Source organism: Mycolicibacterium sp. ND9-15, from assembly GCF_035918395.1.
GTDB lineage: Bacteria > Actinomycetota > Actinomycetes > Mycobacteriales > Mycobacteriaceae > Mycobacterium.
In genome coordinates, this window is record NZ_CP142362.1 from 4,425,718 (window position 1) to 4,448,850 (window position 23,133).

Genomic DNA, 23,133 nt, shown 5'->3' on the forward strand with positions numbered 1-23,133 from the left:
GTTGACTCCCTTACAGCAGGGCCTGCTCTTCCACGCCAGCACCGCGCAAGACAACGACGACGATGTGTATGCCGTGCAGGTGGATATCGCGTTGAGCGGCCCTCTCGACCCCGACCGGCTGCACGATGCGGTGCGTACGGTGGTTCACCGTCATCCGAACCTGGTGTCCCGCTTCTACGGCCAATTCGACGAGCCGGTGCAGATCATCCCCGCCGATCCCGTGACGGCGTGGCGCTATGTCGAGCTGACGACCCACGATGCCGACGGGGAAATGCAGCAGCTGTGCGCTGCCGAACGTGCCGCGGCATGCGATCTCGCCGCCGGACCGGTATTCCGTGCAGCGTTGGCCCGCAGCGCCCCCGATCGGCACCGGTTGGTGCTGACCAATCACCACATCGTGCTCGATGGCTGGTCGCTGCCGATCCTGCTGGGCGAGATTTTCGCCGGCTATCACGGTCATCGCCTCCCCGCGGCTGCGCCGTACCGCAGGTTCTTCACCTGGCTGGCCGATCGAGACGTTGACGCCGCCCACCGCGCCTGGCGCGAGGTGCTCGCCGGCTTTGACACCCCCACCCTCGTGGGATCCGCTCAAAGGTTGGGCCTGGGCGCCCGCGGCATTGCATCGTCTCGGCTGCCCGAAGAAACGACGCGGGCCGTCAACGAGCTCGCGCGCAAGCGTCACACCACGGTCAACACCGTGTTGCAGTGCGCCTACGCGCAATTGCTGATGTGGCTGACCGGACAGCACGACGTCGCTTTCGGTACCGCGGTCTCGGGTAGGCCGGTCGACGTCGTCGGCGCGGAATCCATGGTCGGACTGTTCATCAACACGGTGCCGGTGCGGGCGACGATGACGCCGGCGACGACGGCGGTCGACCTGCTGGACCAACTGCAGCGCGCTCACAACGACACCATCGACCATCAGCATTTGGCGCTCAGCGAAATTCACCGGATCATCGGTTGCGAACAGCTGTTCGACACGCTGTTCGTCTACGAGAACTACCCGATCGACACCGCCGCCATGTCCGGTGACCACGATGTGGCCGTCACCGAGTTCACCAGCCGCGAGTTCAACCACTACCCGCTTACGGTCCAAGTCACGCCCGGCGCCCGACTGGGCATTCGCGTCGAATACGACACCGAGGTATTCACCGCGGCCGACATCGGCGCGCTGATCGAGCGGTTGGAGCGAGTGCTGGTGGCGATGACCGCTGAGCCCACTCGGCGGCTGTCATCGGTGGACCTGCTCGACGGATACGAACACGCCCGCTTGGACAGCTGGGGCAATCGGGCCGTGCTGACCCAGCCCGCACCCACATCGGTGTCCCTTCCGGTGGCGTTCGCCGCGCAGGCGGCCAAGACACCGGATGCGGTGGCGGTGAGCTTCGACGGCGACGCTACGACGTATCGACAGCTCGACGAGGCAGCCAACCGGCTGGCCCACCTGTTGGCCGGCCGCGGGGCCGGGGCGGGCGAGTTTGTGGCGCTTATGGTTTCGCGGTCGGCCGAAGCGATTGTGGCGATTCTGGCCGTGCTCAAGACCGGGGCGGCGTACCTGCCGATCGACCCGGCGCTGCCGCCGGCCCGGATCGATTTCATGATCGCCGATGCCGCGCCGATGGCGGCGGTCACCACGGCGGGCCTGGCCGAGCGGCTGAACGGGCATGACCTGCCGGTCATCGACGTCGCCGATCCCGCTGTGGGGGGCCAACCGTGTACGGCGCCACCGCCGCCGACCGCCGACGACGTCGCGTACCTCACCTACACCTCGGGCACCACCGGTGTGCCCAAAGGAGTTGCGATCACACACCGCAGCGTGACCGGGCTGCTGGCGTCGCTGGACGCCGACGTGCGACGCGCGGGCGTGTGGTCGCAGTGGCATTCCTACGCCTTCGATGTCTCGGTGTGTGAGATCTGGGGTGCGCTGCTGGCCGGTGGCCGGCTGGTCGTGGTGCCCGAGCCGGTGACGCGGTCCGCCGACGATTTCCACGCCTTGCTGGTCGGCGAATCGGTCAGCGTGTTGAGCCAGACGCCGTCGGCGTTCTATGCGCTGCAAACCGCCGACGCCACGCAGCAGGAGCGGGGGCAGCGGCTGGCACTCGAAACCGTGCTGTTCGCCGGTGAAGCGCTTGAGCCGCAACGCCTTCGGACGTGGCTGGACCACCATCCGAAATCACCGCGTCTGCTCAACCTGTACGGCACCACCGAGACGACGGTGCACGCCTCGATTCGGCAGATCGTCGACGGCGACGCCGCCGGCAATGCCAGCCCCATCGGGGTGCCGTTGGCCCATCTCGGCTTCTTTGTGCTCGACGGATGGTTGCGTCCGGTGCCGGCGGGTGTTGTCGGTGAGTTGTATGTGGCCGGTTCCGGCCTCGGGATGGGGTATTGGCGTCGAGCCGGATTGACCTCGGCGCGGTTTGTGGCGTGCCCGTTCGCAGGAGCCGGGGCGCGGATGTACCGCACCGGGGATCTGGTCGGCTGGAACGCTGACGGCGAGCTGCGGTATCTCGGGCGCTCCGATGAGCAGGTCAAGATCCGCGGATATCGTATCGAGCTCGGGGAAATCCAGACCGCGCTGACGGCGATGGACGGAGTCGAGCAGGCGGTGGTGATCGCCCGCGAAGACCGCCCCCGCGACAAACGTCTGGTGGGTTATGTCACAGGCACTGCCGATCCGGCCGACGTGCGTAGCGCGTTGACCGACCGGCTGCCGGCTTACATGGTGCCTGCCGCCGTGGTGGTGGTGGACAAGCTTCCTGTGACCGTCAACGGCAAACTCGACAAGCGCGCCCTGCCGGCACCGGAGTACGCCGCCGGCGGATACCGCGGCCCGACGAACGCCGTCGAGGAAATCCTGGCCGGCATCTACGCCCAGGTGCTCGGGCTCGAGCGGGTCGGAGTCGACGACTCGTTCTTCGACCTGGGCGGGGATTCGCTGTTGGCGATGAGGGTGATCAACGCGGTCAACACCGGCCTGGACGCGAACCTTGAGGTGCGTACCTTGTTCGACGCACCCACGGTCGCCCAGTTGGCGCCGCGGGTCGATGAGGGCTCGCATCGGCGCAAGCCGTTGCGGGTGCGACAGCGGCCCGCAGTCGTACCGTTGTCCTTCGCCCAGCAGCGGTTGTGGTTTTTGAACCGGTTCGAGGGCGGGGTGGCGACCTACAACATGCCGTCCGCACTGCAGATCAGCGGGGCGCTGGATGTGGATGCGTTGGGCGCGGCGCTCGATGATGTGATCGCGCGGCATGAGTCGTTGCGCACGGTTTTTCCCGATGTTGATGGGGTGCCGTTCCAGAGGGTGTTGCCGGTGCGGGCGGGGATGTGGCGGCGCGGGGGTGCGGCGGTGGTGTCGCTGGCCGAGGGGGATGTGGTCGGTGAGGTGGTGGCGCTGGCGGGGTATCGGTTTGATCTGGCCAACGAGATCCCGATTCGTGCGCAGATCTTTGCGGTGGGCCCGCAGCGGTATGTGTTGGTGATTGTGGTGCACCACATCGCTTTTGACGGCTGGTCGTTGGCTCCGATGGTGCGTGATGTGGCCGAGGCGTATGGGGCGCGCCGTCAGGGCCGGGTCCCTGGTTGGGCGCCGTTGGCGGTGCAGTACGCCGATTACACGTTGTGGCAACATGATTCGTTGGGTGTGGAGTCGGATCCCGATAGTGTGATCGCTGGGCAGTTGGCCTATTGGCGTCAGGAGTTGGCCGATCTGCCCGAGGTGGTGTCGTTGCCGACGGATCGGGCGCGTCCGCCGGTGCCCAGTTACCGCGGTGATGAGGTGGGGCTGCGTATCGATGCGCCGTTGTGGGCGGGGCTCAAGCGGGTGGCGGCGGCGCATAACGCGACGGCCTCGATGGTGATGCAGGCGCTGGTGGCGGTGGTGTTGCATCGGGCTGGGGCCGGTGAGGACGTGGCGTTGGGTACCCCGATCGCCGGGCGCATGGATGCGGCCTTGGATGAGCTGGTCGGGTTTTTCGTCAACACGTGGGTGTTGCGGGTGCGGGTGGGGTCGGGGCTGCGGTTTTGCGAGGTGCTCGAGCAGGTGCGCCATAAGGCGTTGGATGCCTACAGCAATCAGGATGTGCCCTTCGAGCGGCTGGTCGAGCAACTCAACCCGGTGCGCTCGACCTCACATCATCCGCTGTTCCAAGTGGCCATGATCTTCCAGAACAACGTGCGCCCCGAGATAGCCACGTTCGACGGGATCAGCGTCGAACCGCTGTCAGCGTTGACGCGCACCGCCAAGTTCGACCTCGATTTCGACATGAGGGAGATCCCCAGCGAAGACTCCGGTGCGCCGATGGCCGTCGGCATGGTGACGTATGCCACCGATTTGTTCGAGCGTTCCACGATCGAGCGGTTGGTGGGTTGGTTGGGGCGGGTGGTCGAGGCGGTGGTGGCCGATGCCTCGGTGGTGATCGGCGAGGTGGGGTTGCTGGATCGCGGCGAGCGTGATCTGGTGCTGTCGCAGTGGTCGGGTGTGCAGGTGGCGGGCCCGGTGGGGACTGCGCCGCAGGTGCTGGCCGCGGCGGTGGCCGCCGATCCGGGTGCGGCGGCGGTCATCGATGGTGGCCGGGTGCTGTCGTATCGGGAGTTGGATGAGCTTTCGACGCGGTTGGCGCGGGTGTTGATCGAGGCGGGGGTGGGTCCGGAGCGCGCGGTGGGCGTGGGGATGGATCGGTGTGCGGAGTTGGTGGTGGCGTGGTGGGCGGTGGTCAAGGCCGGTGGGGTGTATGTGCCGGTGGATACCGCTCATCCGGTGGAGCGCATCGCCACGGTGTTGGACGCCGCGGATGCGGTGTGTGTGTTGACTGTTGGCGCTGATGCGGTTTCGGGGGCGGGGTCGCGTCCGGTGCTGCGCATCGACGGGCTGCAGTTGTCGGGGCGCAGCGCCGAGCCGATCACCGATGCTGATCGGCTGGGGCCGCTGGGGGCCGACAGCGCCGCCTATGTGATTTTCACGTCGGGTTCGACCGGCGTGCCCAAGGGGGTGGCGGTCAGCCACGCCGGCCTCCTCGGGCTGGCCGCGGCGCAGCGCCAGACATTCGGGTTGGCCGCCGGGGCACGGGTGTTGATGGTCGCCGCGCCCACCTTCGACGCCTCGGTGTTCGAAATGATCCTCGCGGCGGGCCCCGGGGCGGCGTTGGTGGTGGCCGCGCCGGATGCCTATGCCGGGCAAGCCTTGACCGCGGTGCTGGAGGGTCAGCGGGTCGACGCGGCAGTGCTGACCCCGACGGTGCTGTCGACGCTGGATCGCGGCCGCCTCGACGGGCTTGGCACGCTGATTACGGCCGGGGAGGCCTGTGCGGCGGAGGTGGTGGCCGCGTGGGCGCCGGATCGGCGGATGTACAACGCTTATGGCCCCACCGAAACCACCATCTGGGCGACATGCACCGCACCGCTGTCGGCGGGACAGCGTGTGGACATCGGTGCTCCGATCGCGGGGGTGTGTGCGTTGGTGTTGGATGCGCGGTTGCACCCGGCGCCGGTCGGGGTGGTCGGTGAGTTGTATCTGGGTGGGCCGGGGGTGGCGCGTGGTTATGTGGGGCGGGCGGGGTTGACCGCTGAGCGGTTTGTGGCCAGTCCGTACGGGGGGCCCGGGCAGCGGATGTATCGCAGCGGGGATCTGGTGCGCTGGACGGCGCAGGGCACGCTGGAGTATCTGGGCCGCGCCGACACTCAGGTCAAGCTGCGGGGCCAACGCATCGAGTTGGGCGAGATCGAGAACAGCCTGCTGGGTTGCCCCCAGGTCACCCACGCCGCAGCCACGATGCACCGCACCGAGACCGGCACTCAACTCGTTGCCTACATCGGGTTGGAGCATGCCAGTAGTGCTGGTGATGATGCTGAGATTGTTGAGCAGTGGCATCAGGTTTATGACGAGTTGTATGACGCCCGGGTGGAGGTGCCGGGTTTCGGGATGGATTTTCGGGGTTGGAACAGTAGTTATACCGGTGAGCCGATTCCGGTTGAGCAGATGCAGCAGTGGCGTTCGGCGATCGTGGATCGGATTTCGGCGTTGGGTCCGCGGCGGGTGCTGGAGATCGGGGTGGGCTCGGGGTTGGTGTTGTCCCAGATCGCTGCGCGGTGTGAGCAGTATTGGGGCACCGACTTTTCCGCGCCCACGATTGAGAGGTTGCAGGCCGAGGTGGCCGCGCAGTCGTGGGGGGATCGGGTGCGGTTGCAGGTGCAGCCCGCCGATGTCACCGAGGGTCTGCCGGCGGGGTATTTCGACACCGTCATTGTGAACTCGGTGGTGCAGTACTTCCCCAGTGCGGCCTATCTGCGTCAGGTCATCGACGACGCCGTGCAGTTGTTGGCCCCGGGTGGGGTGTTGGTCATCGGTGATGTGCGCAATCACAGTCTGTTGGGGGCGTTTCACACCGGTGTGGCATTGGCGCGCAGCCAGCGCGCCGACGCCGCCGAGATCCGCCAGCGGGTGCAGCGCGCCATCGTGGGTGAACCTGAATTGTTGTTGGCCCCTGAGTTTTTCACTACCTGGGCGGCCGGTAATGCGGCGGTGGCCGGGTTGGACATCCAGGTCAAACGGGCATCGGCGGACAACGAGCTGACCCGGTACCGCTATGACGTGGTGATCTACACCAGTCCCGGTGCGGTGTGCTCGATGGCCGAGGCGCCCACATGGGCCTGGACCCGATGCGCCGGGCTGAGCGGGTTGCACGCCGAGTTGGTTGCCCAACGTCCCGAGGTGGTGCGAGTCAGCGAGATCCCGCGCGCCGGGCTGATCGTCGACGTGGGCGTCGAACAGGGCCTGGCCGCCGGGTTGGGGCTGGCCGAGGCGCTGGCCCAACCCATCCCGGATGCGGTCGACCCCGAGCAGCTGCACGAACTGGGCGAGGCGGCCGGCTATCGCGTGGCGGTCACCTGGGGGTCTTCCCCGGGCACCCTGGATGCGGTCTTCGTCTCCGTGGCCCAGGGGCCGCGGGGCGCTTTGACCGAGCTGTACCTGCCGCGGGCCGCCGAGCGCAGCGGTGATGCCAACGACCCGCAGACCAACACCAAGATCAGCGCGGTGCGCCAGCAGTTGAGCGCACGGTTGCCCGACTACATGGTGCCCACCCAGGTCCTGGTGCTCGAGCAGTTCCCGATGACCTCCTCGGGCAAGATCGACCGCCGGGCCCTGCCCGCGCCGGTGTTCACCACCACCTCCTTCCGCGCCCCCCAGACACCGACCGAAAAGATCGTCGCCGAAATCTTTGCCGACGTCCTCGGCCTCGACCGCGCCGGACTCGACGACGACTTCTTCACCCTCGGAGGAGACTCACTGATCGCCACCCGAGTCAGCACTCGACTGCAGTTGGCGCTCGGGCGCGAAGTGCCGGTCCGGTATCTGTTCGATGCGTCCACCGTCGGGGACCTCGCGGAATATCTGCATCGCCATCGCGGCAGCCCTGCCCGCCCGCCCCTGCGGGTGATGCCGCGCCCGGACCGGATCCCGTTGTCGTTCGCGCAGAGCCGGTTGTGGTTTTTGAACCGGTTCGAGGGCGGGGTGGCGACCTACAACATCCCCATTGCGTTGCGGATCGGCGGGGCGCTGGATGTGGATGCGTTGGGCGCGGCGCTCGATGATGTGATCGCGCGGCATGAGTCGTTGCGCACGGTTTTTCCCGATGTTGATGGGGTGCCGTTCCAGAGGGTGTTGCCGGTGCGGGCGGGGATGTGGCGGCGCGGGGGTGCGGTGGTGGTGTCGCTGGCCGAGGGGGATGTGGTCGGTGAGGTGGTGGCGCTGGCGGGGTATCGGTTTGATCTGGCCAACGAGATCCCGATTCGTGCGCAGATCTTTGCGGTGGGCCCGCAGCGGTATGTGTTGGTGATTGTGGTGCACCACATCGCTTTTGACGGCTGGTCGACGGTTCCGATGGTGCGTGATGTGGCCGAGGCGTATGGGGCGCGCCGTCAGGGCCAGGTCCCTGGTTGGGCGCCGTTGGCGGTGCAGTACGCCGATTACACGTTGTGGCAACATGATTCGTTGGGTGTGGAGTCGGATCCCGATAGTGTGATCGCCGGGCAGTTGGCCTATTGGCGTCAGGAGTTGGCCGATCTGCCCGAGGTGGTGTCGTTGCCGACGGATCGGGCGCGCCCGCCGGTGCCCAGTTACCGCGGTGATGAGGTGGGGCTGCGTATCGATGCGCCGTTGTGGGCGGGGCTCAAGCGGGTGGCCGCGGCGCATAACGCGACGGCCTCGATGGTGATGCAGGCGCTGGTGGCGGTGGTGTTGCATCGGGCTGGGGCCGGTGAGGACGTGGCGTTGGGTACCCCGATCGCCGGGCGCATGGATGCGGCGTTGGATGAGCTGGTCGGGTTTTTCGTCAACACGTGGGTGTTGCGGGTGCGGGTGCGGTCGGGGCTGCGGTTTTGCGAGGTGCTCGAGCAGGTGCGCCATAAGGCGTTGGATGCCTACAGCAATCAGGATGTGCCCTTCGAGCGGCTGGTCGAGCAACTCAACCCGGTGCGCTCGACCTCACATCATCCGCTGTTCCAGGTGCTGATGGTCTTGCAGAACAACGTGCGCCCCGAGATGGTGTCCTTCGACGGGATCAGCGTCGAACCGCTGGCGGCATCGACCTGTTCGGCGAAGTTCGATTTGGACATCCAACTCGGTGAGGTGCCGGGTGAGGATCCGGACGCGCCGATGGCCGCGGGAACCGTGACGTATGCCACCGATTTGTTCGAGCGTTCCACGATCGAGCGGTTGGTGGGTTGGTTGGGTCGGGTGGTCGAGGCGGTGGTGGCCGATGCCTCGGTGGTGATCGGCGAGGTGGGGTTGCTGGATCGCGGCGAGCGTGATCTGGTGCTGTCGCAGTGGTCGGGTGTGCAGGTGGCGGGCCCGGTGGGGACTGCGCCGCAGGTGCTGGCCGCGGCGGTGGCCGCCGATCCGGGTGCGGCGGCGGTCATCGATGGTGGCCGGGTGCTGTCGTATCGGGAGTTGGATGAGCTTTCGACGCGGTTGGCGCGGGTGTTGATCGAGGCGGGGGTGGGTCCGGAGCGCGCGGTGGGCGTGGGGATGGATCGGTGTGCGGAGTTGGTGGTGGCGTGGTGGGCGGTGGTCAAGGCCGGTGGGGTGTATGTGCCGGTGGATACCGCTCATCCGGTGGAGCGCATCGCCACGGTGTTGGACGCCGCGGATGCGGTGTGTGTGTTGACTGTTGGCGCTGATGCGGTTTCGGGGGCGGGGTCGCGTCCGGTGCTGCGCATCGACGGGCTGCAGTTGTCGGGGCGCAGCGCCGAGCCGATCACCGATGCTGATCGGCTGGGGCCGCTGGGGGCCGACAGCGCCGCCTATGTGATTTTCACGTCGGGTTCGACCGGCGTGCCCAAGGGGGTGGCGGTCAGCCACGCCGGCCTGCTGGGTTGGGCCGCGGCCCAGCGCCAGACGTTCGGGTTGGCCGCCGGGGCACGGGTGTTGATGGTCGCCGCGCCCACCTTCGACGCGTCAATCGGCGAGTTGCTGTTGGCGGCGGCCTCGGGGGCGGCGTTGGTGGTGGCCGGGCCGGATGCCTATGCCGGGCAAGCCTTGACTGCGGTGCTGGAGGGTCAGCGGGTCGACGCGGCGATATTGACTCCGACGGTGCTGTCGACACTTGACCGCGCAAGGCTGGACGATTTGGGCACGTTGGTCGCCGTCGGGGAGGCCTGTGCGGGGGAGGTGGTGGCCGCGTGGGCGCCGGATCGGCGGATGTACAACGGCTATGGCCCCACCGAAACCACCATCTGGGTCACGTGCAGTGCGCTGTCCGCAGGGCAACCGGTACGCATCGGTGCTCCGATCGCGGGGGTGTGTGCGTTGGTGTTGGATGCGCGGTTGTACCCGGCGCCGGTCGGGGTGGTCGGTGAGTTGTATCTGGGTGGGCCGGCGGTGGCGCGTGGTTATGTGGGGCGGGCGGGGTTGACCGCTGAGCGGTTTGTGGCCAGTCCGTACGGGGGGCCCGGGCAGCGGATGTATCGCAGCGGGGATCTGGTGCGCTGGACGGCGCAGGGCACGCTGGAGTATCTGGGCCGCGCCGACACTCAGGTCAAGCTGCGGGGCCAACGCATCGAGTTGGGCGAGATCGAGAACAGCCTGCTGGGTTGCCCCCAGGTCACCCACGCCGCAGCCGCTCTCCATCACGGCGCTGCCGGCTCACACCTGGTGGCTTACGTGACCCTCCGGCACCGCAGTAGTGCTGGTGATGATGCTGAGATTGTTGAGCAGTGGCATCAGGTTTATGACGAGTTGTATGACGCCCGGGTGGAGGTGCCGGGTTTCGGGATGGATTTTCGGGGTTGGAACAGTAGTTATACTGGTGAGCCGATTCCGGTTGAGCAGATGCAGCAGTGGCGTTCGGCGATCGTGGATCGGATTTCGGCGTTGGGTCCGCGGCGGGTGCTGGAGATCGGGGTGGGCTCGGGGTTGGTGTTGTCCCAGATCGCTGCGCGGTGTGAGCAGTATTGGGGCACCGACTTTTCCGCGCCCACGATTGAGAGGTTGCAGGCCGAGGTGGCCGCGCAGTCGTGGGGGGATCGGGTGCGGTTGCAGGTGCAGCCCGCCGATGTCACCGAGGGTCTGCCGGCGGGGTATTTCGACACCGTCATTGTGAACTCGGTGGTGCAGTACTTCCCCAGTGCGGCCTATCTGCGTCAGGTCATCGACGACGCCGTGCAGTTGTTGGCCCCGGGTGGGGTGTTGGTCATCGGTGATGTGCGCAATCACAGTCTGTTGGGGGCGTTTCACACCGGTGTGGCATTGGCGCGCAGCCAGCGCGCCGACGCCGCCGAGATCCGCCAGCGGGTGCAGCGCGCCATCGTGGGTGAACCTGAATTGTTGTTGGCCCCTGAGTTTTTCACTACCTGGGCGGCCGGTAATGCGGCGGTGGCCGGGTTGGACATCCAGGTCAAACGGGCATCGGCGGACAACGAGCTGACCCGGTACCGCTATGACGTGGTGATCTACACCAGTCCCGGTGCGGTGTGCTCGATGGCCGAGGCGCCCACATGGGCCTGGACCCGATGCGCCGGGCTGAGCGGGTTGCACGCCGAGTTGGTTGCCCAACGTCCCGAGGTGGTGCGAGTCAGCGAGATCCCGCGCGCCGGGCTGATCGTCGACGTGGGCGTCGAACAGGGCCTGGCCGCCGGGTTGGGGCTGGCCGAGGCGCTGGCCCAACCCATCCCGGATGCGGTCGACCCCGAGCAGCTGCACGAACTGGGCGAGGCGGCCGGCTATCGCGTGGCGGTCACCTGGGGGTCTTCCCCGGGCACCCTGGATGCGGTCTTCGTCTCCGTGGCCCAGGGGCCGCGGGGCGCTTTGACCGAGCTGTACCTGCCGCGGGCCGCCGAGCGCAGCGGTGATGCCAACGACCCGCAGACCAACACCAAGATCAGCGCGGTGCGCCAGCAGTTGAGCGCACGGTTGCCCGACTACATGGTGCCCACCCAGATCCTGGTGCTCGAGCAGTTCCCGATGACCTCCTCGGGCAAGATCGACCGCCGGGCCCTGCCCGCGCCGGTGTTTACCACCACCTCCTTCCGCGCCCCCCAGACACCGACCGAAAAGATCGTCGCCGAAATCTTTGCCGACGTCCTCGGCCTCGACCGCGCCGGACTCGACGACGACTTCTTCACCCTCGGAGGAGACTCACTGTCGGCGATGCGCCTGATCGCGGCGATCAAAACCTCACTCGGGACTGATCTTTCCGTGCCCACCGTGTTCGAAGCGCCCACGGTCAAGAGCTTGAGTCAGCGGTTGGACACAAATTCGGTTTCTGTCGAAGTAGCGCCGGTTCAGACTCTGAAAGCCGGCACCGGTACTCCGCTGTTCTGCATCCACGCCGGGGGCGGGGTGAGCTGGGCGTACCACGCTCTCGGCATCTATGTGGACTGTCCGATCATCGGGATCCAACAAGTCCCGCAGAACGGAGAAACCGAACCGCGGTCAATTCGCGAGATGGCGAGAAACTACGCCGACAGAATCCAGAACACTTGTCCAACAGGGCCATACAACCTTCTCGGCTGGTCCTTCGGAGGCGTCGTCGCCCAAGAAGTCGCCATCGAACTTCAGCGTCGCGGGGGTGAAATCGCGCACCTCATCCTTCTCGACGCCCGACCAGGCATGGACGGCAGCGTCCACTTACCCGACCGTGCCTTGGGCGAGAAGGACATGTTGGAAGCTGCCTTGCGATTCTGCGGTGTCGATATTCCGGAACACGACGAGCCGCTTACCCGCGAGCAGGTGGAAGAACTCGTTCGCGATCGAGCACCCGTACAGTTTGCGCAATACCAGCAACTTCGGGATCTGGTACTCCATAACATCAATACCAATATGGAGCTGTATGGAGCTCACGAACCCGGCGTCTTCCACGGCGATATGACCGTTTTCTCTGCGGTACGGGATGAGAACGCCAGCAGTTCGTCCCCTCTGCAGAGCTGGCGGCCCTACATTGCCGGCGACATGACGGAGTACTCGGTGGACTGCACACATGAAGACATGTTGACTGCCGAGTCGGTCAGCCTGTTTGGCCAACAACTCAAACTCTCGTTAGAAGCGTAAGGTGGCACTGCCATCGGAAAGTCGCTGTCTGTCAGCGGTTTCTGCCGGCGTTCCGGATTCAGTGCAGTGATCTTGTCAGGAATGATGCCGGTGATTCCACCGGACTGGTGTCGGCTATTCGCTCTCGGTGTTTCGTGACCGATGTCGACGGATCAACTGGGACGTCGACGAAGCTACCGCCCGCTGGCACAACCAAAGTCGCCGCAATTGCTGTGACTTTCGTGAATGTCGCGCGGAGCATTGCGGCGTCCTCCATCATGGTTTACATGGACGAGGCAACTCGCGACATTGTGAGCATGCCCCGGGGCGGACCGGACGCCTCCCGGCTGTCCCGCCGGCTGCAGACCGATCGGCTGGAATACCTGGACCGCGACGACGTCGACGAGTTGAAGCGGAGAGTCGTGCGAGCACTCGACCGCAGCGGTCGGCGCCGGTGGATCGGTGGTTACGAGTTGTGCGCTCGAACCGTGCTTCGTGAGGTCGCCGATGTCCCCTCACCGAAGATCCTCGAACTCGGCTCCGGCCTCGGCGGGCTGTCGCGCCGACTGCTGGAGAGGCACTCCACTGCCCAGATGACGGTCACCGACATCGATCCCGCGTTCGTGGCCGAGATCGCCGCTAGTGACCTCGGTAGTCACCCCCGTGCCACGGTGCGGGAAATGGACGCCACCGCAATCGACGCCCCCGACGGATATTACGACCTCGCGGTGTTTGCGTTGTCATTGCATCACCTACCGCCCGAACAGGCCGCGCGAGTGTTCGCGGAAGGGACCAGGGTAGCGAACAAGTTGCTGATCATCGACCTGCGCAGGCCCTCGCCGCCGGTCCACTTGATGAAGCTGGCGGCGGCCCGGCCGTTCACCAGGCTGAGCCCGCTGTTACACGATGGGGTCATCAGCTCGCTACGCGCCTATAGCCGGTCGGCGCTGCGAGCGCTTGCCCAGCATGCCGATCCGGCGATTGCGGTCGAGTTCCGCACCCGACCGCGGGGCGCGACGGCGATGGTTGCCAGTCGAGCCCAGCAAACCGGCCAATCCGCATAGGCCTTTTGATTTCCCCGACAGCGCCGCGACGGTGGTCGAACAGCGGTCTGTCGACGACCTTGCAGTCGGCGGGCCGTGATGACGCGTTGCGTAGCACCGGGCCGTTCGGCGTATCGATGAAGATGCCGACATGCGTCACGTCGACACCGCCGTCTTCGCCATACGCAGCGATGTAGTCGCCGAAGCGCAGTGCGAGAAGTGGCCGATGTTCCCGGCCCGAAGATCCTCGAACTCGGATGCGGTCTCGGCGGGTTGTCGCGCATGCTGTTGGAGACCCACCCCACCGCTGAGATGACTGATCGGCAACCCAACCGGATCGTGGCTGTCAGGGCCGGGATGACGGGGGAGTCGCCCGTCTTCGCCGGCCCCGGATAATGCGAAAGACCTGAACAGTGCGAAAGACAGTGCACGACAACAATAGCAGCCCGAAGGCGAGGACGACGTACCCGCCGAGTTGGTTGGTCGCATGATGAAGGCCAATCCGATCCCTCGGCCGTGGATCATGCCTGAGGACGTCAGTCGCGGGCTGATGTATCTGATCACCGACCAAGGGGTCATCACCGGTAGCGTCCTCGAAATCGGACTGGGCGGCATCGCCTGAATCCACTGACGGTCACGATTCGATATCTCGGAATTTGCTGAGTCAGTTCTCAGTTCACTCTCAGCCAATGCAGGAACCCTGTGCTGAGGCCATGTGGGCTGATCGACGATTCAGAAAGAGAAGAAGAACAAATGACCAACACTCCGCGGTATTCCACGGATCAGCCCCCGAGCTTCGCTGCGGGACAGCCGTATCTGGGAGCCCAGACTCATGTCCCCTCGCATCTGCGTTATGAGTGGCGCTACGGCCATCAGCAGCCCTATGGCTCGAATCATTCTGCGGGGCAGGCTGATACGGTTCCAATCCCGAGGGTTCAACTGAAGAAGTCTCGGCGCGGCGCGATTGTCGCCGGCGCTGTCGCCGCTGCGGTGGTGGGCGGCGGGCTCGGTGTCGCCGTCGCGGGCATCGATGACCGCACGGACGACGCGACCCCCATGCAGTCACCCATCGCCGAGGCGCCCGTCACACCTCGCGCGGCCGCCGCTGCGCCCGCGGGCACGGTGGAGGAGGTCGCGGCCAGGGTGCTGCCCAGCGTCGTCCAGTTGAAGATCGACCTGGGAGGTGAGGGCCCTTCGGGTTCGGGAATCGTATTGAGCGACGACGGGCTCATCCTCACCAACAACCACGTGGTGGCTCCCGTGGCCGACAGCGGTCGCGGAACATACCCCTCCTCGCTGCGCGGCGAACCCACGGCAACCGTGGCGTTCTCCGACGGCCAAACCGCACCGTTCAGCGTTGTCGGGACTGACCCATCGGGCGACCTGGCGGTCGTTCGCGCCGAGGGTGTCTCCGGATTGACCCCCATCGCCCTGGGATCTTCGGGCGATGTGAAGGTCGGCGAGCAGGTCGTCGCGATCGGATCTCCGCTCGGTCTGCAGGGGACGGTGACCACCGGCATCGTCAGTGCGCTGAACCGGCCGGTGTTCGCCGGCGACGGGTCGGGCGGAGATGTCACCGTGCTCAACGCGATCCAGACCGACGCCGCGGTGAATCCTGGAAACTCCGGTGGCCCGCTGGTGAACATGGGCGGTGAGTTGATTGGCGTGAACTCCGCGATCGCAAGCATGGGCAGCAGCGGGCCCGGCGGTCAAAGCGGTTCGATCGGACTGGGTTTCGCGATCCCTGTCGATCAGGCCAAGCGCGTCGCCCAGGAATTGGTCACCACGGGCACCGCCAGTCATGGTGCGCTCGGGGTGAAGCTCGGCACGGCTGGCGCCAAGAGCGGTGGTGCGGTCGTCGCTGTCGTCGACGGTGGCCCCGCAGCGGAAGCCGGACTGCCGAGCGAAGCGGTGATCACCAAGGTCGACAACCAGGTGATCGACGGCCCGGAAGCGCTCGTCGCGGCGATTCGGTCGCGTGCGCCCGGTGACACCGTTTCTGTCACCTATCGCATCGCCTCGGGCGCGGCTCAGACCGCTCAGGTGACCCTGGGCGAGGCGTAATCTCCGCGGACCGATTGGGCCTTGTCGGAGAGCCGCGTCAGAAGTTACGGGCGTCCATTAGGAGCCGGATCGACCGCGGCGCCACCGCTCACAGTCGGGGCGGCTACCGAACCGGTCGGAGCACGACTACCCCGGGGACAGTCTGCAGATAGTCGAACAACGGGGTGTCGACCACCTTGCCGTCGGACTGCAATGACGACGCGTTGCGCAGCACCGGCCCGTCAGGCGTGTCGATGAAGATGCCGACATGCGTGACGTCCAGCCCGCCGTCCTCGGCATACGCTCCGATGTAGTCACCGGTGCGCAATTCGCTCAAAGCCGTGTTGTCGAAATGGTCGCTCGGAATGTGCGAGACGGTTCGAGGGACGACCGGCAGGCCGGGCAGGTACTCACCGCCGGAGTCCTTCTGGTTCAGGTTTTTCTGTACTTGGATCGCGTTGGCGCTCAGAGTCGTAGTGATATCGGTTGCGACCGCAGGCGCTGCCGCAGCCCAGTCCGTGAAGAAGTGTCTGCGGTTCGCAAAGCCCACGACACCGTCTTTATAACGCACCTCCATCAACGCGGTGATGAACTGGTCGCGGTTGCCCGCCCGCTTGAGCGCCTCGACGTAATCGGCATACGTGAAACAGTCCACCGTCGACAACTCGACCACCAGCTTCTCGGGCTGAGTCGCTGAACCGACGAGAGTGTCTGCGCCATAAGGTGTCCCGAGGAACTGCCGCGAGATCACGTCGGCCTGTTCAGGCGGTCCCGCGCCGGCCGCGCCGTTCCTGATGGTGAGCAACTTCTCCAGGATCTGCGCGCTCTGGTCGGAGATCTGCACATCGGCCGATGACTTGGAAACCGTAGCAAGGTATTTCGTGACAGGAATCACGAAGTCCTCCGAATAGCCGACCGGTAGCAGCACGTCGCCCGCCGTCGTCAGGTAGTGAACGTCCCACCGATGATAGCCGCCGAACGCGGCGGGGTCGGCGGCCATCGCGTCGGCGTAGTCGGTGATCGCTCGCACATAGTTGTTCGAGTTGTTGTACCGGTATAGGGCGTAATCGCGGTCCCTGGCGAACCCGTTGGCGGCGAGGTAGCGTCCCGCCGCCATGATGCTGTCGCGAGGCGAGTGGATATCCCCGCCGGCGCCGAACGCGGCGAATGTCGAGGGCATGAACTGCATCGGGCCCTGCGCACCCGCGGTGCTCACCCCGGCGACCCGCCCGAAGGCGGTTTCGACGAGGTTTATCGCAGCCAGAAAGTTCCAGGGGACGCCGAACTCCGATTCGGCCTGGCGGTAGTAACCCATCAATTCGGCCGCCGGTGTGGGCGCGACGATCCGCCAGGCCGGCAGCGTGTCTTTCGGCCTGCTCATCACGCCGAGTTCTCGGCGCGCGTCGACATTGTGGTCGTAGATCGTCAAGAGCTCGGACGGAATCCGCGGGCGAACGACGGGATCCCATTCGGGATGCCGTCCGATGGCGCGGTAGGCCGCCTGCTGCCGTTGCGCCGCCGCCGTCAGCACCGCCTCGGACGACGACGGGTCTCGCAACGCGCCCTCGTCGGCCACCAGATCGTTGGCGATGTGTATCGGGTCGGACGCGAGTTCGCGGCGCGGCGACTCGGGGGCGGGCGGGGACGGAAGCGCGGCAGCCGGCGCGGCGGTCGTCGTGGTCGCTGTGCCCGGCCCGTCCGGGCTTGAGCATCCGACGAGGGCGAACAAGATCATCGCGATGCCCGCGACAGCAGCAATCCTGGCGGCGTCGAGACGGGGCGCGCGGGCAATCATTGCCGTCGGAGTCTAGCGCGGCCCGCCCGCGGAGTACTCGCGTCAGCGGTTCAGGTTTGGAGCGGATCCGGACAGAGGTACAGCCGGGCACCGGCGACGATGAAGTTCGACAGCGTTTCGTCGTTCGTCGTGAGGTCCAACTTCTCGGCCGCGGCAGCCGGATCGGCACCACGCTCGAGCTGAGCGCATACGTCGCGGGCGAGCGTGGTCAAGGTTGCGCAGTCACCCGTGAAACCCACCGAGGTCATGCTGCGGCAGAGGTCGTCCTCCGGTGATGCGGTGGCGTGCGGTGCGGCCAGTAGTGAGCCCACTACTGCCGCCAACAGTGCTGTAAGTCGCGCAAGCGTGGTCATGTCAGGTCCTTCCTATCGCTCCATTACCCCGTTCGGGCCGCGGCACGCAGGATCGGATGCAGATTGAGACGGGGGCGTTACCGAGCCCGATTGCTGCGTCACGTCAGTGGCGGGATGACAGACTGCGATCATGGCGTGGGACTTCAGCACCGAACCGGAGTTTCAACAAAAGCTGGACTGGGTCAAGCGGTTCTGCGAGGAGAAGGTCGAGCCGCTCGACCACGTGTTCCCGCATGCTGTGCGCCTACCCGACCCGGCGGTCAAAGCCTACGTGCGCGAGTTGCAGCAGGAGGTCAAGGACCAGGGACTGTGGGCCATCTTCCTCGACGAGGAACTCGGCGGACCGGGCTTCGGGCAGCTCAAGCTCGGCCTGCTCAACGAGATCATCGGCCGCTACGCCGGTGCCCCGCACATGTTCGGCGCCTCGGCCCCGGACACCGGCAACATGGAGATGCTGGCCGCCTACGGCACCGAGGAACAGAAGGAACGCTGGCTCAAGCCGCTGCTCAACCAGGACATGTTCTCGGCGTACTCGATGACCGAACCGCAGGGCGGCAGCGATCCGAACCTGTTCAGGACCCACGCCGTCCGCGACGGCGGTGAATGGGTGATCAACGGCGAGAAGTGGTTCACCTCGGCCGGCCGCGTCGCCGACATCCTGTTCGTCATGTGCACCAACGGGATGTTCGTGGTCCCGCGCAACACGCCGGGTGTGGAGATCATGCCCGAGCCGCGCAACCACAACCACATCGTCTACCGCGATGTGCGGGTGCCCCTCGACCACCTTCTCGGGCCGGAGAACGGCGCAAAGGTGTTGGCGCAGCGGCGTCTTGGGGGCGGACGCATCCACCACGCCATGCGTACGATCGCGCAGTGCACGCTGGCCTTCGACATGATGTGCGAGCGAGCGCTGTCCCGCGAATCGCACGGCAAGGTCATCGCCGAACACCAGATGGTGCAGGAGAAGATCGCCGAGTCCTACGCGATGATCAAGATGCTGCGCCTGTTCGTCCTCGAGACGGCGTGGAAGATCGACAACAGCTCCACGCAGGAGGCCCGCACGGAGATCGCCGCCGTCAAGTTCACGATGGCGAAGGTCCTGCGCGAGGTTTCGTTCAACGCGCTGCACATCCTCGGATCGCTCGGCACCACCGATCTCACCCCGATTCAGGCGATGTATGCCGCGGCGCCGACGATGGGCATCGCCGACGGTGTCGACGAGGTGCACAAGGCCACCGTCGCTCGCCGCGTGCTGCGGGACTACACCCCGCACGACGGTGACTTCCCGACCGAGTTCCTGCCGTACAAGCGGGAGCAGGCGCGCCAGAAGATGCAGCCCGTGCTCGACGCCCGCCCTGACTTGGCGGCCGCCGCCGACGCGTACCAGAAGTATCTGTCGCGACGCCGATAGCGCACGTGCAGCGGTCCCCAGTAGTCAGTTATCGAGGCGCGTCAACGCCGCCGCGATCATCTGCGTGTCGGGTTGGATGCGCTCTTCGGGTAGCCTGCCCCAGGCTCGCGTCCCCTTGCGCACCAGCCATCCGTAAACCACCGAATGACGGTAAGTCGCGCCTAGGGTGAAGTCATGCGGATTGCCATCGCCATTTTGGGTGTGATTGTCGCGTTGTTCGGCCTGCTGTTCACGCTGCAGGGCTTCGGCGTCGTCGGCGGTAGCCCGATGAGCAACACGACCACCTGGTCGATCCTCGGGCCGATCATCGCGTTGTTCGGTCTCGCCCTGGCGGTGGGTGGTTTCCGTCGCCGCAAGCCATGACTCGCGAAACGGGGGCCCGTCTTCCGCGCCATTAGTTTTGAGTTGACTTCGCTGAACCGTGGCGGGTACGGCCGCCGGGTGTAACACCTCGGTAGTCCGCGCGATGAATTCTGTGAGACCGGAGCGTTGGGGAAGCGCCTCGTAGCGCTCGCTTCCGTCTCGGCGACGACACCCCCCCCGTCGCAGGCGCGCGATGCGCCAACCAGGCAAAGAAGGGAGTGGATGCACGATGCGTGCTCCGCTGGATTATTACCGTAAGCAAGGCGTCGCCGTGTTGGCGTCGGGAGTCGTGATTTCGCTGACCGCGCTGACGGCTGGGGTCGTGCCGGCCGTTGCGGAGCCGAATTCCGACGACGTCGTCACGACGGTTGCGCCCAAACCCCAGCCGAAATCCCAGCCGAAATCCGAAGCGAGCTCTCCCGAGCCGGAGGTAGCCACCGAGCGGCCGGCCCCGTCTCCCGAGCGCGAAGCTCCGGTCACCCAGGTCGTGCCGCGGACGCAGGCACCGCAGAGGCAGGCACCGCAGACGCAGGTCGCCGAACCTGAACCCGAGTCGCCGACCGTCGCTCCGCCGAAGACCAGCGTCGCGGTGCAGGGCACCCCGCCCCCCGGGCCCCCGATGGTAGAGCGCACCCCGGCGACATCGGCCGCGCCCTCTACCACCGGTGCTGCCCCGGCGATCACTCGCGAAACCGAGGAGTCGACCGAGGCCCCCGAGTCGGCTATGACGTCCACCGCTCGGTCCGCGGCGCTTGCGCCGGCTACGGACAGCGAAACACCGAGCTCCAGCGACAAGACCAGCGAGAAGACCGTGGCGGAGACTGCCGCCGGTGAGCAGACCGCTGTGGAGTCCGACACCCCGACGGTGTCGATCGAGCGGGCCGCCAAGGAGATTGAGACACTGGCGCCCGAAACGCTCGAGGCGCCGGCCGAAGACGTCCGGCTCGCCAAGGACGCGAAACCGGTCTTCGAACCGCAGCCCCCGCCCGCACCCGAACAGGACATCGACGCGTTCAAAGAGTCGGTCGACCTGACGGTCGGGCTGAACGGCAACGAAGCCAGCGCCAACGCGAAGGCAGAGCTGAAAGCCAAGCGCGACCGCGACTTCGAGCTGGTCAGCAATGTGCGCCAGTGGCGGCCGGAGTGGATCGATTACGACGAGTACTACCGCCCGGTGCTGACGAACCCGTTCCGGGCGCCGGTGCGCATCGTCTACGTGTACGACATGCGGCCCCGCATCGCATACATCCCGCCGCTGACGCGGCTGGTGTTGGAAGCGGCCCGATTCGGGGCCTACAGCTTCACGGCGGCCGTGCTGCGCCCGGTCGTCGCGGCGGCCGACTTCGTGCAGGCGGCGACCAACATCGCGGTCGGCAGCTTCTTCGGCGGTGGCTACTACCCGGGCGCCGGCCTTCCGTTGCCGCCGCCTCCGCCGCCGGTGCTGCGCTACGACAACGTGCCCGTGCTGGTGAACTACTCGAACGCGCGGTACGAGCCGTTCCGGGTACGCCAGATCGTCGACGTCGGCGAGGACCGTGTCTACGGCGGCCGCAAGGTGTTGCTCGACGGTGCGACGCCGGTTTGGGGCGAATGGACCCAGACCGCTAGCGGTGAGCGGCAATTCGAGGTGCGCAGGACCCAGCAGTTCCCCGGCCTGGGTGAACCGGCCGAGGGCCCGCTGCCGGGCGACTACCGGTTGCGCCTGGCGTCCGACGAGGCATCGACGGGAGGCCTCACCGGCAGGGACATCTTCCTGATGGTGGCGGCGGGTGTGATCGGCACGCTGGGCTTCGGCGCGATCGGCCTGGCGTTCTTCCTCGGACGCCGGCGGCCGGAGCACTGAGCGGCCGCCGCCGCAGCGAGAAGGGCGCGCCGCGGCCGACAAGGGTGCATGATGGGGCGATGGCCGAGGTTCGCGTGGGACCCCTGCTTCGCCACGTCGGCAAGACCGACGCGACCATCTGGGTCGAGACCGACAAACCGTGCGAGGTCCAGATCCTGGGCCATCGCGCGGATACCTTCGAGGTCGAAGGCCACCACTTCGCGATTGTCTGCGTGACGGATCTCGATCCGGAGAGCGAGCATCCTTATCGGGTCGACCTCGACGGTCAGAAGGCTTGGCCGCCAAAAGATTACGATTTTCCGGAGCCGAGGGTACGGCTGATGCCGCGCGACGGCTCGCTACGGTTGCTGTTCGGGTCGTGCCGCGCGTCGGCTCCCCATCACCCGCCCTACACCTACCAACACTGGTGGCATCCTCGGGGCAAGGGCATCGACGTGCTGCGCGCGTACGGCATGCGGATGCTGCGCCAGCCGTCGGCGCTGTGGCCCGATGCCCTGCTGATGATGGGCGATCAACTGTACGCAGACCAGGTCAACGACACCATCAAGGACCTCGTCGCCGACCGCGAGGTGCACGCCAACGGCCCGGTCGAGGTGCTCGAGGACTTCGAGGAGTACTGCATCGGCTACTGGGACGCATGGAGCGATCCGGTCGTGCGGTGGATGCTCTCGACAATCCCGACGTCGATGATGTTCGACGACCACGAGATCAACGACAAGTGGAACACCTCGCAGGCCTGGCTCGACGAGAAGCGCGAGACCGATTGGTACCAGACCCGGATCATCGGTGGGCTGATGGCCTACTGGATCTATCAGCACATTGGCAACATGTCGCCCGACGAACTGGCCAAAGATCAGACCTTCCAGAAGGTCATCGAGACCAGACAGGGCACCGGCCCTATTCGCGAACTCGCGCAGCTGGCCGAAAAGGACGACGGGGTCTCGCATTTCAGCATGTGCCGCGACCTCGGCGCGGCACGACTGATCGTCGTCGACGCCCGCACCGGCCGCCAGCTCGCCCCTGGGCGCCGCCAGATCACCACCGACGAGGAATGGGACTGGATCACCGCCAACGTCGACGGAAGCTACCAGCACCTGCTGTTCGCCAGCTCGCTGCCGATCCTGCTGCCCTACGGTATGCACCACATCGAAGCCTGGTCGGAGGCCGTCGGTGACGGCGCCTGGGGCCGATGGCTGTCGGGGCTGGGCGAGAAGGTGCGCATCACCGCGAACCTCGACCACTGGGCATGCTTCCAGGACAGCTATCGGCGCCTGGAAGATCTGGTCATCGACGTGACGAGCGGTAAGCGGGGCCCGGCGCCCGACTCGATGGTGCTCTTCGGTGGCGACGTGCACCACTGCTGGGTCTCAGAGGTCTCGCTGGAGAACGCTGTGCCCGACGACGCGGTCAATGCGGGCACGAAGATCTGGCAGGTGGTCTGTTCGGGGCTGCGCAAGGAGACGTCGGCGGTCGAACGAATCATCCTGCGGCTGGGTCACACCGGGTTCGTCGAGGCCGTCGGCAGAACGCTGGCGAAAACCGCGAAGGTGCCGATGCCGCGGCTTCGATGGCGACCCGTCACCATGCCGCACTTCCGCAATCAGATCGGGACCCTCGAGATCGCGGGCGGCGAGATGGGCGTGCGCATCGAGAAGGTCACCGGCGGCTGGCGCAAGCCGCAACTCGCCACCGTCATCGAACACAAACTGCTGTGATTTCGGTGCGCTTCCGATCGATCAGCGATTGGTAGCGCGCCGAA

Annotated in this window: 11 protein-coding genes and 2 pseudogenes (1 of these 13 only partly in view); 9 read left to right on the plus strand and 4 right to left on the minus strand. The window is 66.3% G+C overall.

Annotated features, from left to right (window positions below):
• Positions 1 to 12,544 carry the 3' portion of a non-ribosomal peptide synthetase gene (locus QGN32_RS21000; protein WP_442791742.1) on the plus strand. Its footprint begins 7,667 nt before the window's first position, so the window shows 12,544 of its 20,211 coding nt (coding positions 7,668–20,211); the start codon falls outside the window, past its left edge; it ends in the stop codon at positions 12,542 to 12,544.
• A gap of 266 nt (positions 12,545 to 12,810) precedes the next feature.
• Positions 12,811 to 13,587 carry a class I SAM-dependent methyltransferase gene (locus tag QGN32_RS21005; protein WP_442791743.1) on the plus strand — a complete coding sequence of 259 codons (777 nt, stop codon included), beginning with the start codon at positions 12,811 to 12,813 and terminating at the stop codon, positions 13,585 to 13,587.
• A gap of 91 nt (positions 13,588 to 13,678) precedes the next feature.
• Here the strand turns inward: QGN32_RS21005 and QGN32_RS24330 are convergent.
• Positions 13,679 to 13,726 (minus strand): annotated as a pseudogene (locus tag QGN32_RS24330) (hypothetical protein); the annotation flags it as partial.
• Between the two features lie 59 nt (positions 13,727 to 13,785).
• On the opposite strand from QGN32_RS24330, the gene QGN32_RS21015 reads away from it, so the two are divergent.
• The 3 genes from QGN32_RS21015 (at position 13,786) to QGN32_RS21025 (ending at position 15,630) form a co-directional block, all read left to right on the plus strand.
• Positions 13,786 to 13,962: a hypothetical protein gene (locus QGN32_RS21015; protein WP_442791744.1), complete on the plus strand. Its 177-nt coding sequence runs from the start codon at positions 13,786 to 13,788 to the stop codon at positions 13,960 to 13,962.
• Positions 13,963 to 14,053: 91 nt separating this feature from the next.
• The gene (locus QGN32_RS21020; RefSeq protein WP_326546175.1) at positions 14,054 to 14,188 is read left to right on the plus strand and encodes a hypothetical protein; all 135 of its coding nucleotides are present in this window, start codon (positions 14,054 to 14,056) and stop codon (positions 14,186 to 14,188) included.
• Between the two features lie 131 nt (positions 14,189 to 14,319).
• Entirely contained in the window at positions 14,320 to 15,630 is a 1,311-nt protein-coding gene (locus QGN32_RS21025; RefSeq protein WP_326546176.1) for a S1C family serine protease, read from the plus strand.
• A 103-nt stretch (positions 15,631 to 15,733) separates the two neighbouring features.
• On the opposite strand, the gene QGN32_RS21030 is transcribed toward QGN32_RS21025, so the two are convergent.
• The 3 genes and pseudogenes from QGN32_RS21030 to QGN32_RS21040 form a co-directional block, all read right to left on the minus strand.
• Positions 15,734 to 16,501 carry a DUF1460 domain-containing protein gene (locus QGN32_RS21030; protein ID WP_442791857.1) on the minus strand — a complete coding sequence of 256 codons (768 nt, stop codon included), beginning with the start codon at positions 16,499 to 16,501 and terminating at the stop codon, positions 15,734 to 15,736.
• A pseudogene (locus QGN32_RS21035) lies at positions 16,475 to 17,344 on the minus strand (lytic transglycosylase domain-containing protein); the annotation flags it as partial. The pseudogene QGN32_RS21035 and the gene QGN32_RS21030, both read right to left, overlap by 27 nt.
• A gap of 110 nt (positions 17,345 to 17,454) precedes the next feature.
• The gene (locus tag QGN32_RS21040) at positions 17,455 to 17,757 is read right to left on the minus strand and encodes a DUF732 domain-containing protein (protein WP_326546177.1); all 303 of its coding nucleotides are present in this window, start codon (positions 17,755 to 17,757) and stop codon (positions 17,455 to 17,457) included.
• Between the two features lie 130 nt (positions 17,758 to 17,887).
• On the opposite strand from QGN32_RS21040, the gene QGN32_RS21045 reads away from it, so the two are divergent.
• The 4 genes from QGN32_RS21045 (at position 17,888) to QGN32_RS21060 (ending at position 23,089) form a co-directional block, all read left to right on the plus strand.
• Positions 17,888 to 19,168: an acyl-CoA dehydrogenase family protein gene (locus QGN32_RS21045; protein ID WP_326546178.1), complete on the plus strand. Its 1,281-nt coding sequence runs from the start codon at positions 17,888 to 17,890 to the stop codon at positions 19,166 to 19,168.
• Between the two features lie 174 nt (positions 19,169 to 19,342).
• Positions 19,343 to 19,531, plus strand: coding sequence for a hypothetical protein (locus tag QGN32_RS21050; RefSeq protein WP_326546179.1), 189 nt, complete (start codon positions 19,343 to 19,345; stop codon positions 19,529 to 19,531).
• A 229-nt stretch (positions 19,532 to 19,760) separates the two neighbouring features.
• A complete protein-coding gene (locus tag QGN32_RS21055) occupies positions 19,761 to 21,374 on the plus strand; it encodes a hypothetical protein (RefSeq protein ID WP_326546180.1) in 1,614 nt (537 codons plus the stop codon).
• A gap of 59 nt (positions 21,375 to 21,433) precedes the next feature.
• On the plus strand, positions 21,434 to 23,089 hold the full coding sequence (locus QGN32_RS21060; RefSeq protein ID WP_326546181.1) for a DUF7800 domain-containing protein: 1,656 nt from the start codon (positions 21,434 to 21,436) through the stop codon (positions 23,087 to 23,089).
• Positions 23,090 to 23,133 lie beyond the last annotated feature (44 nt).